General features: G+C 66.4%; 10 protein-coding genes. 2 read left to right on the top strand and 8 right to left on the bottom strand.

Going from position 1 to position 15,303, the window contains the following annotated elements; translation table 11 throughout:
- Nucleotides 1-72 precede the first annotated feature (72 nt).
- The 4 genes from mnmC1 to ACFPOU_RS20345 form a co-directional block, all read right to left on the bottom strand.
- Nucleotides 73-1,731: an FAD-dependent 5-carboxymethylaminomethyl-2-thiouridine(34) oxidoreductase MnmC1 gene (gene mnmC1, locus ACFPOU_RS20360; RefSeq protein ID WP_379725640.1), complete on the bottom strand. Its 1,659-nt coding sequence runs from the start codon at nucleotides 1,729-1,731 to the stop codon at nucleotides 73-75.
- Complete coding sequence (locus ACFPOU_RS20355; RefSeq protein ID WP_379725637.1) at nucleotides 1,728-2,294, bottom strand: DNA-3-methyladenine glycosylase I; 567 nt, start codon at nucleotides 2,292-2,294, stop codon at nucleotides 1,728-1,730. Before ACFPOU_RS20355 ends, mnmC1 begins: the two co-directional genes overlap by 4 nt.
- A gap of 164 nt (nucleotides 2,295-2,458) precedes the next feature.
- The gene (locus tag ACFPOU_RS20350) at nucleotides 2,459-3,223 is read right to left on the bottom strand and encodes a DUF4142 domain-containing protein (protein ID WP_379725634.1); all 765 of its coding nucleotides are present in this window, start codon (nucleotides 3,221-3,223) and stop codon (nucleotides 2,459-2,461) included.
- Between the two features lie 249 nt (nucleotides 3,224-3,472).
- Nucleotides 3,473-5,887, bottom strand: coding sequence for a sensor domain-containing protein (locus ACFPOU_RS20345; RefSeq protein WP_379725631.1), 2,415 nt, complete (start codon nucleotides 5,885-5,887; stop codon nucleotides 3,473-3,475).
- A gap of 282 nt (nucleotides 5,888-6,169) precedes the next feature.
- On the opposite strand from ACFPOU_RS20345, the gene ACFPOU_RS20340 reads away from it, so the two are divergent.
- Together ACFPOU_RS20340 and ACFPOU_RS20335 are read left to right on the top strand one after the other, a co-directional pair.
- Nucleotides 6,170-6,568, top strand: coding sequence for a hypothetical protein (locus ACFPOU_RS20340; RefSeq protein ID WP_379725628.1), 399 nt, complete (start codon nucleotides 6,170-6,172; stop codon nucleotides 6,566-6,568).
- Nucleotides 6,569-6,766: 198 nt separating this feature from the next.
- Nucleotides 6,767-8,770 (top strand): MHYT domain-containing protein, encoded by a 2,004-nt coding sequence (locus tag ACFPOU_RS20335; RefSeq protein ID WP_379725625.1) that lies wholly within the window; start codon nucleotides 6,767-6,769, stop codon nucleotides 8,768-8,770.
- Between the two features lie 209 nt (nucleotides 8,771-8,979).
- On the opposite strand, the gene ACFPOU_RS20330 is transcribed toward ACFPOU_RS20335, so the two are convergent.
- From ACFPOU_RS20330 to ACFPOU_RS20315, 4 genes are all read right to left on the bottom strand, one after another.
- Nucleotides 8,980-9,753, bottom strand: a complete 774-nt coding sequence (locus tag ACFPOU_RS20330) for an enoyl-CoA hydratase (protein ID WP_379725622.1) — start codon at nucleotides 9,751-9,753, stop codon at nucleotides 8,980-8,982.
- Between the two features lie 88 nt (nucleotides 9,754-9,841).
- Entirely contained in the window at nucleotides 9,842-11,038 is a 1,197-nt protein-coding gene (locus ACFPOU_RS20325; RefSeq protein WP_379725619.1) for an acetyl-CoA C-acyltransferase, read from the bottom strand.
- A 15-nt stretch (nucleotides 11,039-11,053) separates the two neighbouring features.
- Nucleotides 11,054-13,450, bottom strand: a complete 2,397-nt coding sequence (locus ACFPOU_RS20320) for a 3-hydroxyacyl-CoA dehydrogenase/enoyl-CoA hydratase family protein (RefSeq protein WP_379725616.1) — start codon at nucleotides 13,448-13,450, stop codon at nucleotides 11,054-11,056.
- Nucleotides 13,451-13,468: 18 nt separating this feature from the next.
- Nucleotides 13,469-15,259, bottom strand: coding sequence for an acyl-CoA dehydrogenase C-terminal domain-containing protein (locus ACFPOU_RS20315; RefSeq protein ID WP_379725613.1), 1,791 nt, complete (start codon nucleotides 15,257-15,259; stop codon nucleotides 13,469-13,471).
- Nucleotides 15,260-15,303 lie beyond the last annotated feature (44 nt).

Raw genomic sequence — 15,303 nt, 5'->3', positions numbered from 1 at the left:
CATCGGCTGGCGCAAAAGTTTCCTTGCGTTAATTATACGCGCACCGCGTGTCACAATCCGGCTCGTACCGCCTTAATCTGCCGTCGACGTCGCCGAAGCGCGTCCGGTGCGGCGCGCGCGCAACACGAAGCGGGCCGGATCGAGGACGTCGGCCAGGCCGGCCTCCAGCGGCAGCGGTTCGTTTTCCAGGCGCGCCGCCAGCAGTTCGGCGCACAGCGGCGCCCAGATCAGGCCGCGCGACGCATAGCCCAGCAGGCCGAACAGGCCGGCATGGCGCGGCACGTCGCGCAGGCGCTCGGTGTCGCCGGCCGCATCGAAATCGGGCAAGGGCCCGACCAGCGGCAGCCGGTCCGGGGCCACGCAGCGAAAACCCACGCGCCCGGCCAGCGGCGCATGCGCGCCCGCCGTCGGGTCCGACACCAGCGCCTGCAAGCGTGCGACGTTTTCCTGCTGGCTCGACGCGCGCAGGCCCGGGTCGGCGTCGAGATCGTAGGTGGCGCCGGCGCAGGCCACGCCATGCGCGGCCGGCGTCAGGTAGGCTTCGCGGCATAGCACCACCGGCAACCGCGGCAGCGTGGACGCATCGAGGTGCGTCACCTGGCCGCGCAGCGCGGCCAGCGGCAAGCGCGCGGCCTGCGCGATCTCGACCGAAGCGGCGCCGCCGGCCAGCACCACGGTCGCCGCGCGCGCGATCGCGGCGCCGCCGGCGCCGCGCACTTCCCATTCATCCCCCACGCGCGCCAGGCTGACACTGCCGGTCCCGAACACGCGTGCGAGGCGCGCGCCGCAAGCGGCGAGCATCGCGTCGCACACGCTGCCCGGACGCGCCCAGCCGCCCTGGCGAAACAGCCAGCCGCCCTCGGGCGCCGGCAGGCCGAGCAGCCTTGCCGCCTGCGGCGCTTCCAGCCAGTCGGCGAACCCGCGCGGATACTGGCCGGTTGCGGCGATCGCCCGCGCGGCCTCGGCGTGCGCCGCATCGCGCGCCAGTTGCAGCACGCCGCAGGCCGCCCCTTCGATGGCCTTGCCGATGCCGCCGATCGTCTCCCAGTAGCGCAGCGCGTACAGGTAGGCGGCGCGCGTCAGGCGCGTCGGGATGTTGTCGTCCTTCGACAGTAGCGGCATGAAGATGCCGGCCAGGTTGCCGGAGGCCTCGAGCGCCGGCCTGGCATGGCGTTCGACCAGGCTGACCTCCCAGCCGCGCGCGCACAGGCGTTCGGCGGCGGCGCAGCCGGCCAGGCCGGCGCCGATCACGACCGCCCGGCGCGGCGGCACTGGCGGCAGCGGCAGGCGCGGCTTGCGGCTGGCAAAGCGCGCGCCGCCGCCTTCGAAGACGAAGCCTTGCGCCATCAAGGCCGCGACCTGCTCCGCCTCGAGCCAGTCGAAGGCGAGCCGGGCGTCGCTCGCCGCCAGGCGCGCCAGCGCCCGCGCGAAGCCGGTGTTCGGTCCGCGCAAGCCCTGCAGCTGGACGAAGTCGATGCGCGCGGCCAGCTGCGCCAGCGCCGCGTCCAGCGGGGTGCCGACGAGGTCGAGCGTGACGCCGGGGTCGCGCTGCGGCATGCGGTGAAAGCCTGGCAGCTGGCGCTCGGCCAGCGCCACGATGTGCAGGCGCGCGGGACGGTCCGGATCGTCGCGCCAGGCAGCGATCAGGGCCGCCGCGCGCGCGCCGTCGCCGTAACGGGTGTCGAACACCGTATAGCGTTCGCGGCCCTGCCAGAAGCGTGCAGGATTCATGCCGCCCGCGCCCGGCGGAAGCAGCAAGGGTCGTGGTCGTCGACCATGCCGATGGCCTGCATGTAGGCGTAGACGATGGTCGAGCCGACGAACTTGAAGCCGCGTGCGGCCAGGTCTTTCGCGAGCCGGTCCGACAGCGCCGTCCTGGTCGGACGCGCGCCGTCGGTCCATTCGCCCGCCAGCGGCCGGCCGCCGACCCAGGCCCACAGATAGCCGTCGAGCGTCTGCCCCTCGGCGCGCAAGGCCAGGTAGGCGCGCGCATTCGAAATGGCCGCCGCCACCTTCAGACGGTTGCGCACGATGCCGGGATCGGCCAGCAGTTCGGCCACCTTCGCATCGTCGTAGCGCGCGATTTTTCCGGCGTCCCAGTCGTCGAAGGCGGCGCGGTAGGTCGCGCGCTTGTTGAGGATGGTTTCCCAGGACAGGCCGGCCTGGGCGCCCTCGAGGTTGAGCATCTCGAACAGGCGCCGCTCGTCATGGCAGGGCACGCCCCATTCGTGGTCGTGGTAGTCGAGGTAGCGGGGATTGGCCGGGTTGGCCCAACTGCAGCGGCGGGTCGTCATCGCGCAAAGTATACGCCAGCACGCGCTCCCCGGGTGGGCCCGGCGCGCCGGCCACGAACAAAAGCGCGCGCCGGGATCGCTCCCGGCGCGCGCCGTGTGGGCTCATGAGCCCGCCGGTCACGGGCGCTGTCTGTCAACGCCTGCGACAAGCCATCGATTGCCGCTTACTTGCCCGACGTGGTGCCCGGCTTTGCCATCGGCATCTGCTGGGCGGCCTTCAGGTGCTGTTCCACCGTCGGCTTCATCTTGGTTGCCAGACCTTTAACGTCAGCATCCTTGGCATTCTTTTCGTTCTTCTTCAGCATGGCCAGCGCATCCTTGTGGCCGCCCGTGCCGCCCATTTTCATGTATTCGCGATCGAATTTCTCGCCTTCCAGCTTGGCCAGCTTGGCCGCCATCGCCTTGTGCTTGGCATCGAGTTCGGTCGGCAGCGTGATGCCCTTGGCTTGCGCCACCGCCTGCACTTCGGCCAGGCCCTTGGTATGGTCGTCGATCATCTGCTGGGCGAAGGTTTTCACTTCCGCGTTCTGGCTCTTGCTCTGTGCCATCTTGCCCATTTCGACTTCGGCCATGTTCACCATCGCCATGTCCATGATGGCCTTGCTGTCGGCCTTGCTCATCTTGGTGCCGCCGGCAGCGGTGGCGCCCGCGGTGCCCGACTGGCCCGCCATCGATTCCGACATGCCGGTCGTGCCGGTGCCGGTGCTGCCGCTCATGCCGGCGCCGCTCTGCCCGTGGCCGGCGTGGCCGGCCATGCCCGCACCGGTGTGGCCGGCGCTACCGACGACGGTCGACGGATTAGCGTCCGTCATTTTTTGCGCGCCCGGGTTCGCGGCGCCGGCGGTCTGTGCCTGGACGCCGAAAGCGGCGAACATGGCGGCTGCGGCCGAAACGGCGAGCAGTCCTTTCAACGTTTTATTCTTTTGCATGATGTTCTCCTGGGGTTGGGGAAGGAGCCGGCATCGTGTCTCCGATGCACCGCCCTTGTTCAAATGTTGTCAACAACTGTGCGCGCCCGCAGCACCGTGTTCTACGGCAGCAACTGACTACGCACTCAAGCCAGCAGTCAGTGTATCGTCGCGTTCATAAACCCAGCGCGCGCTAGCCTTTTGGCAATATTGCCTGGAAAACCAAGGGCGGCACGGCGCCGGGCGCGGGCACGCTGCGCGCGGCGCGCGCTACGGCCCGCTACTGGCGTCGGCCGCCAATCTTTCCCGCAAGGCCGCCAGCGTCAGCGGCCGCGCAAAGTGATAGCCCTGGGCCTCGTCGCAGGCGGCAGCGCGCAGGAATGCGACGACGTCGGCCGTCTCCACGCCTTCGGCCACCACGGCGAGCTTGAGCGCGTGCGCCATGTCGACGAAGGCCTTGACGAAATCGAAGGTGCTGATCCCCGCGCCATCCTGCAGCATGAAGGAGCGGTCGAGTTTCAGGACATCGATCGGGAAGCGGCGCAGATAGGTCAGGCCCGAATAGCCGGTGCCGAAATCGTCCACCGCCAGTTTCACGCCCAGTTGGTGCAGCTCGCGCAGCATCAGCGCGGTGCGCTCGATGTCGGCGATCAGCGCGCTCTCCGTCAATTCCAGTTCCAGGCAATGCGGCGGCATGCCGGATTCGTCCAGGGTCTGGCGCACCTCGTCGACGAAGCTGCCGTGCGCCAGCTGGCGCGCCGAGACGTTGACCGAAACGCAGATCTCGCGCCCGAATTCGGTCATCAGGCGCCGCGTCTGCATGCAAGCCTCGTGCAGCACCCAGCGTCCGATCGGGGCGATCAGGCCGGTCTCTTCGGCAATCGGGATGAACTGCGCCGGCCAGACCATGCCGCGCTCGGGATGGTTCCAGCGGATCAGCGCTTCCATGCCGACTATCGCCATGCTGCGCAGGTCGATGCGTGGCTGGTAGTGCAGCGTGAATTCGCCGCGCGCCAGGGCCGGGCGCAGCGAGGTTTCCAGCGCCATGCGTTCGCGCGTGGCGAAGGCCATTTCCGGCTCGAAGAAGCGGCAGCGGTTGCGCCCGCCCGCCTTGGCGCGGTACATCGCCGTGTCGGCGGCCTGGAACAGCTGTTCCTTGGTCTCGCCATCGAAGGGGAACAGGCTGATGCCGATCGAGGCGCCGATGATCACGTCCTGACCCGCGATCTTGATCGGGGCGGTGAGCACGTCCAGCAGTTGCTCGCCGAGCGACCCGGCCGCTCCCCTGCCGCTGGCGCAGTGCGCCGCGATCACGAATTCGTCGCCGCCGAGGCGGGCGATCACGTCGCCCGGGCCGATCGCGCGGCGCAGGCGCGCCGCCACTTCGCACAGCAGGACGTCGCCGAACTCGTGGCCGAAGGAATCGTTCACTTCCTTGAAACGGTCGAGGTCGAGGAACATCGTGGCCACCGCCGCTTCGCGTGGACAGGTGTCGAGCAGGCGCTGCACGCGTTCGCCCAGCAGCGCCCGGTTCGGCAAGCCGGTCAGGGTGTCGTGGGTGGCCAGTTCGCGCAGGCGGTTCTGGGTCTCCTCGCGCTCGGTGACGTCGCGGATGATGGCCTGGAAGTATTCCCTGCCGCCGTCCTCGAAGCGCGAGATGTGCACGTCGGCCGGAAAGATGCTGCCGTCCTTGCGTTGCTTGCTGGTGCGCACTAGCTGCGTCTGGTCGTCTTCGAGCGCCATTGCCAGCTCGGCCGAATAAGCCTGGCCGCTATCGATGTCGGGCATGCGCAGGCGCAGGAATTCTTCCTCGGTATAGCCGAAGTTGCTACAGGCGCGGCCATTGGCGGCGACGATGAAGAGGTCGCGGTCGGCGATCACGATGCTGTCGGCGGCTTGCTGGAACAGGCTGCGAAAACGCTGCTCGCTCTTGCGCAGTGCCTGCTGGGCCTGGTGCTTGAAGCTGATGTCGTGAAAATAGACCGACAGCCCGTCCTCGCTGGGGTAGGCATGCACCTCGACCCAGACGCCGGACGGCTGCCAATAGGTCTCGAAGGCGCAGGCCTGGCCCGTTTCCATGGCCTGGCGATAGTAGCCGAGCGAGGGCGAATCGTGCAGGTCGGGCGCGACCTCGAGCAGGTTCTTGCCGATGACCTGCGCGGCATCGACGTTGACGAAGTTGCCGGCCTTGCGGTTGGCAAAGGTGATGCGCCACGCGCGGTCGACGGCGAAGAAAGCGTCGCCGATGCTTTCCAACATGATGTGCAGCTGCTGCTGCGATTTGTCGAGCGCCGCGCGTGCCGCATGCTGTTCGGTGACGTCGCGCGCGGTCGCATACGTCACCTGGCTCAGCGCGCACCAGCGCACCGAGACCGACATCATGATCACGCGCCCGTCCTTGCGCATCCACCGGTGTTCCAGGTCGCGCCGGATCGACACCCCCGCGCGCAATTCCGAGCGCAGGGTCTGGAACGAGGCGCGTTCCTGTTCGCCCAGCAGTTCGTTGTAGTGGCGCCCCACCAGTTCTTCCGGGCGGTAGCCGAGGATCTCGTAGGTCGCCGCGTTCAGCCGCAGGAAGCGGCCGTCGGCATCGATCAGGGCGATCAGGTCGAGGGAATTTTCGAGCAGGGCCGTATTTTCCTCGGCCAGCCGCGCCAGATCCGCCGTCGTTGTCGTGTGGTTCACATCGGTTTCCAAACTGCTGTTCTAACCCTGCTCGTTGCATGCCGCGCCGTGCGCCGATCGCCGCCTCATGCAGCGAGCCGCTCAGGTTATCGTACTTACCCATACCAACCAAATGACATTCTGGTAACCTCTAGAAATATAACTTCCTTTGTAGAAATTTCGAGACGGATTGCATCAGGCCGTTGACAGATCGACAGCAGGCCGCACGGCCAAGCGTGTTGGCACGCCGACAGCGGCGAGCGTAGACTGCCCGTTCAAATGTAATGCCGAGAGAGACAGCGAGTGCAAGCCGACAGACGAAGCGTTGAACGACCCAGGATCGCGCTGGACGCCATCACGCGCGAAAGCGTGCGCGCCCTCGTCGAAACCGAAGCGGCGTACCTGCGCAGCGCCGTCGCCAACGGACGCAACCACTACCAGGTGCGGCTGGACCAGCACGACCAGATCGTCGCCTTCATGGCCACGCTCAATCCGATCGACCTCGAACGCTTCTCTTCCCTCTATGAACAGGAAGCGGCCACCGCCCGCGCCGCCGCCGCCCACGACGACGAATGGCGTCCGCTCTCCAGTCCGCTCGCCGTGCAGGAAGGGCGGTCGGACGAGATCATGCGCATCGGCCCCTGGGCCGTCGCGGCCGCCGGCGTAGTGGCGGCGATGGCGGCAGTCTTCCTGAAACGCTGAGAGCCTGTCTCGGCAGAAAGCCGATGACGCACCCCGCTTCCCTGGACCGCGGCCGCACGGCCGCGTGGCGTGTTTCAGGCCGGCACACTATTGCCAAAGAGAAATCTGCTGCGGACTGAGCCGCTGCCGTGTAGACTCACCTACTTGTCGTTTTTTCCAACATACCGGGCGTTTTCCCGCTGAACTATCGGATTTGCCATGTCTCCCGGCCATTACGAACCCGCCCTCGTCGTCGTGTCCATCGTGGTCGCGATCTACGCGTCCTACACCGCGCTGAGCCTGGCCGAACGCGTGCGCCATTCGCATGGCCGTGCCACCTACTGGTGGATGGCCGGCGGCGCGTTTGCCATGGGCAGCGGCATCTGGGCCATGCACTTCATCGGCATGCAAGCCTTCCGCCTGCCCTTCCCGGTCGGCTACGACACGGCCATCACCTTCGTGTCCTGGCTGCTGCCGGTGCTCGCTTCCCTGCTGGCGCTGTCGCAGATCAGCCGGCCGGCCCCCACCATCACCCGTGTCGCCGTCAGCGCCGTGTTGATGGGTATCGGCATCAATGCCATGCACTACACCGGCATGGCGGCCATGCGCATGCGTCCCGGCATCGAATACGACCCGCTGCTGTTCGCCGTTTCGGTCGTGATCGCCATCGGCGCTTCGGCCGGCGCCTTGTGGCTCGCTTTCCACCTGCGCGATCGCATCCAGAGCGGCAAGCTGGCCCAGCTGGCCGCCGCCGTCGTGATGGGCGGCGCCATCGTCGGCATGCACTACACCGGCATGGAAGCGGCGCATTTTTCCCCAGCCAGCGTCTGTCTCGAAGCGGACGTCGGCATCAGCCAGGACTTGCTGACTGGCATGGTGACCGTCACGGCCCTGCTGCTGCTGACGATTGCCACCCTGATCGCCGTCTACGACTCGCGCCTCGAAGACCGCTCGCGCATCCTGGCAGCCTCGCTGGCTACCTCGGCCGAGCGCCAGACCTTGTACCTGCACGAGCAAAAGGCGCGCTTGGAGGCCGAGCGCCTCTCCGACATGAAGGATGAATTTCTGTCCACCCTGTCGCACGAACTGCGCACGCCGCTCAATGCCATGCTCGGCTGGGCGCAATTGCTGATGGACGGCGGCAAGGATGAAAAGCTGCTGCGCCGCGGCCTGCAGACGATCGAGCGCAACGCGCGCGCCCAGTCGCAGCTGATCGAAGACATGCTCGACATGAGCCGCCTGATCGCCGGCAAGATCCGCATTGAGGTTGGCCGCAGCTGGCCGTCCGACTTCATCGCCGCCGCCGTCGAAAAGCTGCGTCCCACCGCCATGGCCAAGGGTGTGCGCCTGGACATGCTCATCGAGAGCCACGCCGGCCCGCTGACGGCGGACGCCGGCCGCCTGCAGCAGGTGATGACGAACCTGCTGTCGAACGCGATCAAGTTCACGCCCGACGGCGGCAGTGTGCGGGTGAGCTCCAGGCGCGCCAAGGATGCCATCGTGATCGAGGTCGCCGATACGGGCATCGGCATCAGGCCGGACTTCCTGCCTTATGTATTCGACCGCTTCCGCCAGGCCGATTCTTCGTCGACGCGCAGCCACGGCGGACTCGGCCTGGGCCTGTCGATTGCGCAGCAGCTGGTCCAATTGCAAGGCGGCCAGCTGACGGCCGCCAGCGCCGGCGAAGGCAAAGGCGCCGTCTTCACGTTGACCATGCCGCTGCTGGGCGCGAATGCGGACGCAGGCGTGACACCCGGCTGCCTGGTCAAGCCGCACGACCTCGACGCCGTGCGCGCCAGCAGCGGCGCGCTGGCCGGCTTGACCATCCTGGTCATCGATGACGAACGCGATTCGCTCGACATCGTGCGCTACGTGCTGGGCGACATGGCCGCCACCATCGTCACCGCCTCGACCGCCTACGAAGCGCTGCAGATGATCGACCGCCTGAAGCCCGACCTGATGGTGAGTGATATCGGCATGCCGGGCATGGACGGGCTGGAATTGATCCGGCGCGTGCGCGCCTCGCACGATCCGTATGTCTCGACCATGCGCGCCCTGGCGCTGACCGCCTTCTCGCGCAAAGAGGACCGCATGCGCGCGCTCGAAGCGGGCTTCGACGAATACCTGTCGAAACCGGTGGGGCCGGCGGAGCTGGTGCGCTCCGTGCTGACCTTGTGCGACAACCGGCTGCATCAGCCGCTTCCGGTGCCCAAGCGCGTCTAGGATTCAGCAAATTGTCATACGGGCGTCAAGCGCCTGTCATATTGGTGAGCGACGATAGCCTCGTTCGCAAGAACACGGCAGCCCTGCTGCCCTACCGGCGTCGGCGGTCGGGAAACATACCGGCACCAGTTCTTGTACCCGTCTTGGGCCGAGCGCATGGCCCGACCGCGCCTTCATCGGCTTTCCTTCACCGGCTTTCAAACAACGGATCAGTCGAACTTCGAAAAGTCGGGCTTGCGCTTCTGGAAGAAGGCCGTGAACGCTTCCTTCGCCTCGGCGCCGGCCAGCATCGCGCCGAACTGCTTGTTTTCGACGTCCATGGTCTCGGCGACCAGGGCCGCGCGTGGACGGCGCATCAGCGCCTTGGTGGCGCGGATCGATGCGGCCGGCAGGGCAACGAGCTTGGCGGCCTGGCCTTGTGCGAAGGCCAGCAGTTCGGCGGCCGGCAGCACGCGCGCCACGATGCCCATCTCGAACGCTTCCTGGGCGCCGAAGGCTTCGCCCAGCATCAGCTTTTCGGCGGCGCGGGTATAGCCGGCGCTTTGCGCGACCAGCACCGACGAGGCGAATTCCGGGCACAGGCCGAGCTGGGTGAAGGGCATCGAGAACTTGGCGTTGTCGGCGCAATAGACCAGGTCGCAGTGCATCAGCATCGTGGTGCCGATGCCGACCGCCGCGCCCGCCACTGCGGCGACGACCGGCCGCGTGCAGCCCTCGAGGGCGCGCATGAAGCGGAAAACGGGACGGTCCTCACCCATGGCGCCGTCGCCTGCGTTGTTCAGGAAGTCGTCGAGGTCGTTACCGGCGGTGAAGATATCGGGTTTGCCGGTGATGAGGACGGCGCGGATTGCCCGGTCTTGTTCGGCATCGAGCAGCGCGTCGGCCATCGTCGCATACATGGCGCCGGTGATGGCGTTCTTGCGCTCGAGGCGGTCGAATTCGATGGTGAGGATGCCGTTTTCTTTGGTCGTCTGGATCGTCATGGGTTCAGTCTCCGGGGGTGGCTCGGGGGCACAAGACCGCGTAGAGGCCGCATCGCCGCGAAGGCTGACACGGCCGCTATCGGAAAAATCAGACGCGCTCGATGATGCCGGCCGCGCCCATGCCGGCGCCGACGCACATCGTCACCATGCCGTACTTCAGGTTGTTGCGGCGCAGTGCGTGCACGACGGTCGCGGCGCGGATCGCACCGGTGGCGCCCAGCGGGTGGCCCAGGGCGATCGCGCCGCCCATCGGATTGACCTTGCCGGTGTCCAGGCCGAGGTCGCGGATCACGGCCAGCGCCTGCGCGGCAAAGGCTTCGTTCAGCTCGATCCAGTCGAGCTGGTCCTGGGTGATGCCGGCGGCGGCCAGCGCCGCAGGGATCGCCACCTTCGGGCCGATGCCCATGATTTCAGGCGGCACGCCGCGCACGGCGAACGAGGAGAACTTGGCCAGCGGGGTCAGGTTGTGCTCGCGCAGGATTTTCTCGCTGACCACGATCAGGGCGCCGGCGCCGTCCGACATCTGCGACGAGGTCGCGGCGGTGACGGTGCCCTTGGCGGCGAAGACCGGCTTGAGCTTGGCCATGCCTTCCGGGCTGGCGTCGGCGCGCGGGCCTTCGTCCAGATCCACGGTGCGGCGCTTGACCGAGATGTCACCGGTGGCCAGGTTGGGCGTGCGCGTGACGATCTCGACCGGGGTGATCTCGTCCTTGAACAGGCCGGCCTGCTGGGCGGCGATGGCGCGGCGGTGCGATTCCAGGCCGAAGGCGTCCTGGTCTTCGCGCGAGACTTTCCACTGCTGGGCGACCTTTTCCGCGGTCAGGCCCATGCCGTAGGCCAGGCCCACGTTCTCGTCCTTGAAGGTCTCCATGTTGATCGATGGGTGGTGACCCATCATCGGCACCATCGACATCGATTCGACGCCGCCGGCGATCATCACGTCGGCTTCGCCGACGCGGATGCGGTCCGCCGCCATGGCCAGGGCCGTGATGCCCGAGGCGCAGTAGCGGTTGACGGTCACGCCGCCGACCGTGTTCGGCAAGCCGGCCAGGATCACCGCGTTACGGGCGATGTTGAAGCCCTGCTCGGCTTCCGGGAACGAGCAGCCCACGATGGCGTCGACGATCAGCGCCGGGTCCAGGTTCGGCACGGCGGCCATGGCGCCGCGGATCGCGTGCACCAGCAGGTCGTCCGGGCGGGTCGTCTTGAACATGCCGCGTGGCGCCTTGCCGATCGGGGTGCGGGTCGCCGCGACGATGTATGCGTCTTGAAGTTGTTTGCTCATGTCAGTCGTCCTTAGTTAGTTCCGCACCGGCTTGCCGGTCTGCATCATTCCCATGATCCGCTCTTGCGTCTTCGGGTTGTTCAGCAGTTCAATGAAGGCCTTGCGTTCCATGTCGAGAAGCCACTGCTCCGACACCACGCTGCCTTGGTCGACGTCGCCGCCGGTCACGATCTCGGCGATCATGTCGCCCAGCTTGTAATCGTGGGCGGAAATGAAGCCGCCGTCGCGCATGTTGACCAGCTGGCCGCGGATCGTCGCCCAGCCGTAGCGGCCGGTGACGGTGACCGGGCGCTGCAGGGGAGCGCGGTAGCCGGCGTCGAACATCGCGCGCGCCTGGACCTTCGCCACGTGCAGCAGCTCATAGGAGTTGAAGACGATGATGTCGTCGTCCTTCAGGTAACCCATCGCCTTCGCTTCCAGCGCCGACTTCGACACCTGGGCCGTCGCGGCGTTGGTGAAACCGGTCTTCAGGAATTGCAGGATGTCGTTGCCCTTCGCTTCGGTGAAGGCGCGTACCGCCGCTTCCTTCAGGCCGCCGCCGGCCGGCACCAGGCCGACGCCGACTTCGACCAGGCCGATGTAGGACTCGATCGCCGCCACGCGCCTGGAGGCGTGCAGGGCCAGCTCGCAGCCGCCGCCCAGCGCCAGGCCGGCAACCGCGGCCACGACCGGCACGTTCGAGTACTTCATCCGCATGAACGTGTCCTGCAGTTCCTTGACGATCGGGTCCATCGCCTTCGCGCCGCCGGCCATGAAGGCCGGCAGGGCCGATTGCAGGTCGGCGCCGGCCGAGAAGGCGCCGCCTTCGGTCGCGTCGGTATTCCAGATCACCAGGCCCTTGAAGTTCTTTTCGGCCTCTTCGAGACCGCGTTTCAGGCCCTTGATCACGCCGTCGCCGATGACGTGCATCTTGGTCTTGAGCGAAATGACCAGCACATCGTCGCCGGCGTGCCACAGGCGGACCGACTCGTCCTCGAACACGGTGGTGCCGAAGGTCCTGGCGTCGATCCCGCCGGCGCCCAGCACCGGTGCGCGGAAGGCCTGGCGTTCGTAGACGGCCAGGGTCGAACGCGGCACGTAGCTGTTCGACGAAGCCGAGTAGGAACCTTCGGCGGTGTGCACGCCCTTCTCGGCAACCGGTCCCTCGAAGACCCAGCTCGGCAGCGGGGTGTCGGTCAGCGCCTTGCCGGCGTCGATGTCTTCCTTGACCCATTGCGCGACCTGGGTCCAGCCGGCGGCTTGCCAGGTCTCGAAGGGACCGACGCTCCAGCCGAAGCCCCAGCGCATGGCGAAATCGATGTCGCGCGCGTTGTCGGCGATGGTGTCGAGGTGCACGGCGATGTAGTGGAAGGCGTCGCGGTAGATCGCCCACAGGAACTGCGCCTGCGGGTTGGTCGATTCGCGCAGGGCCTTGAACTTCTTGACCGGATCCTTTTCCTTCAGGATGCGCGCGACGATGTCGGCGGCCTTGCCGCCGCCGGCGACGTATTCGCCGGTGGCGAAGTCGAGGCGCTGGATGTCCTTGCCGACCTTTTTATAGAAGCCGCCGCCGGTCTTCTGGCCCAGAGCCCCCTTCCCGATCAGTTTCGCCAGCACGTCCGGCGTCTTGTACAGGGCGAAGAACGGGTCGTCCTGCAGGGTGTCCTGCATGGTCTTGATGACGTGGCCCATCGTGTCCAGGCCGACGACGTCGGCGGTGCGGAAGGTGCCCGACTTTGCACGGCCCAGTTTTGCGCCGGTCAGGTCGTCGACCACGTCCACCGACAGGCCGAATTTCTCGGCTTCGTGGATCGTGGCCAGCATGCCGAAGATGCCGACCCGGTTGGCGATGAAGTTCGGCGTGTCTTTCGCGCGCACGACGCCCTTGCCCAGCACGGAGGTCAGGAAGGTCTCGAGCTGGTCGAGGATCTGCGGATTCGTCGACGTGGTCGGGATCAACTCGACCAGGTGCATGTAGCGCGGCGGATTGAAGAAGTGCACGCCGCAAAAGCGCGCCTTCAGTTCCTCGTCGAAGCCTTCGGCCAGCTTGTTGATCGACAGGCCCGAGGTGTTCGAAGCAAAAATCGCGTTCGGCGCGATGTGCGGGGCAACCTTGGCATACAGGTCGTGCTTCCAGTCCATGCGCTCGGCGATCGCTTCGATGATCAGGTCGCAGCCGGCGAGCACGTCGAGGTTGTCTTCGTAATTGGCCACTTCGATCAGCGACGCGTCATCCTTGTTGCCCAGCGGAGCCGGCGACAGTTTCTTCAGGTTCTCGATGGCGCGCAGGACGATGCCGTTCTTCGGGCCTTCCTTTGCCGGCAGGTCGAACAGAACGACAGGCACCTTGGCGTTGACGCAGTGCGCGGCGATCTGCGCGCCCATCACGCCGGCGCCCAGCACGGCGACTTTCTTGACGGTGAAATTGGTCATGGTTTTATCCTTGCGTTCTTAGAACAGGTCGGCGTCGAGCGCCATCAGGTTGGCCGAACCGGAGCGTGCCTGGCGGATCAGCATCGCGGTCTCCGGGTAGAGGCGGGCAAAGTAGAAGCGCGCGGTGGCCAGCTTCGACTCGTAGAACTTGTCGTCCGCATCCTTCTTGGCCAGGGCGATCTTCGCCATCTGCGCGAAGAAGTACGAGAACACGAGGTGACCGACGACGCGCAGGTAGGGCACGGCGGCCGCGCCCACTTCATCCTGGTTGGCGAAGGCCTTCATGCCGATTTCCATGGTCAGCTTGCCGACCTTCTCGCCGAGTTCGCCCAAGGGGGTCACGAATTCCGACATCGACTCGTCCAGGCCGTTTTCTTCGACGAAGGACTTGATCTTCTCGCCGAAGGCACGCAGCTTGGCGCCGTTGTCCATCAGGATCTTGCGGCCCAGCAGGTCGAGCGACTGGATCGTGTTCGTGCCTTCATAGATCATGTTGATGCGCGCGTCGCGCACGTACTGCTCCATGCCCCATTCGCTGATGTAGCCGTGGCCGCCGTAGACCTGCATCGCTTCCGAGGTCGCGATCCAGCCGTTGTCGGTGATGAAGGCCTTCACGATCGGGGTCAGGAGCGCGACTTCGCCGGCGGCTTGCTTGCGCACTTCTTCGTCAGGGTGGTTCAGTTCGCGGTCGATCTGCAGCGCGACGTACGAGCAGACGGCGCGCGCGCCTTCGGCATAGGCCTTCGCGGTCAGCAGCATGCGCCGCACGTCCGGGTGCACGATGATCGGGTCGGCCGGCTTGTCCGGCGCCTTCGGTCCCGACAGCGACCGCATCTGGATGCGGTCTTTCGCATACACCAGCGCGTTCTGGTAGGCCACTTCGGTCAGGCCGAGCGACTGCATGCCCACGCCCAGGCGGGCGGCGTTCATGAACACGAACATCGCATTCAAGCCCTTGTGCGGCTGGCCGATCAGGGTGCCGACGGCGCCGTCCAGGTTCATCTGGCAGGTGGCGTTACCGTGGATGCCCATCTTTTCCTCGATGGCGCCGCAGAAGATCGGGTTGCGTTCGCCCAGCGAGCCGTCCGCGTTCGGCAGGAACTTCGGCACCAGGAACAACGAGATGCCTTTCGAGCCTTCCGGTGCGTCCGGCAGGCGCGCCAGCACCAGGTGGATGATGTTTTCGGCGCAATCGTGCTCGCCGGCCGAGATGAAGATCTTCGAGCCGCTGATCTTGTAGCTGCCGTCGCCCTGCGGTTCGGCCTTCGAGCGCAGCATGCCGAGGTCGGTGCCGCAATGCGCTTCGGTCAGGCACATGGTGCCGGTCCACTCGCCCGACACGAGCTTGGGCAGGTAGAACCGTTTCTGCTCGTCGGTGCCGTGTTCCTTCAGGCATTCGTAGGCGCCGTGCGACAGGCCCGGGTACATGGTCCAGGCCTGGTTGGCCGAGTTCAGCATTTCGTAGAACGAATTGTTGAGCGAGACGGGCAGGCCCTGGCCGCCGTACTCCGGATCGCAGGCCAGCGCCGCCCAGCCGCCTTCGACATACTGTTTATACGCTTCCTTGAAACCCTTGGGCGTCGTCACGGTCTTGGTCGCGGCGTCGAAATGGCAGCCTTCGCGGTCGCCCGGGTGGTTCAGCGGGAACAGCACTTCCTGCGTGAACTTCGCACCTTCTTCGAGCACCTGGTTGATGATGTCGGTGTCGATTTCCTGGTAAGCCGGCAGGCTCTTGAACTCTTCGGTAACGTTGAGGAACTCATGCAGAACGAACTGCATATCCCGGATTGGCGCGACGTACTGACCCATGGTTTTCTCCTGAAGAAGGTGAGATGTTTTTTTTGAAGCCGAAG

It is taken from the genome of Massilia jejuensis, from assembly GCF_042656795.1.
GTDB lineage: Bacteria > Pseudomonadota > Gammaproteobacteria > Burkholderiales > Burkholderiaceae_D > Telluria > Telluria jejuensis.
This window is presented reverse-complemented; position numbering and strand designations above follow the sequence as displayed.

Bases quoted from the DNA above. Each gene is read 5' to 3' on its own strand.
- mnmC1 (WP_379725640.1), bottom strand. From the start codon at position 1,731: ATGAATCCTGCACGCTTCTGGCAGGGCCGCGAACGCTATACGGTGTTC.
- ACFPOU_RS20355 (WP_379725637.1), bottom strand. From the start codon at position 2,294: ATGACGACCCGCCGCTGCAGTTGGGCCAACCCGGCCAATCCCCGCTAC.
- ACFPOU_RS20350 (WP_379725634.1), bottom strand. From the start codon at position 3,223: ATGCAAAAGAATAAAACGTTGAAAGGACTGCTCGCCGTTTCGGCCGCA.
- ACFPOU_RS20335 (WP_379725625.1), top strand. From the start codon at position 6,767: ATGTCTCCCGGCCATTACGAACCCGCCCTCGTCGTCGTGTCCATCGTG.
- ACFPOU_RS20330 (WP_379725622.1), bottom strand. From the start codon at position 9,753: ATGACGATCCAGACGACCAAAGAAAACGGCATCCTCACCATCGAATTC.
- ACFPOU_RS20325 (WP_379725619.1), bottom strand. From the start codon at position 11,038: ATGAGCAAACAACTTCAAGACGCATACATCGTCGCGGCGACCCGCACC.
- ACFPOU_RS20320 (WP_379725616.1), bottom strand. From the start codon at position 13,450: ATGACCAATTTCACCGTCAAGAAAGTCGCCGTGCTGGGCGCCGGCGTG.
- ACFPOU_RS20315 (WP_379725613.1), bottom strand. From the start codon at position 15,259: ATGGGTCAGTACGTCGCGCCAATCCGGGATATGCAGTTCGTTCTGCAT.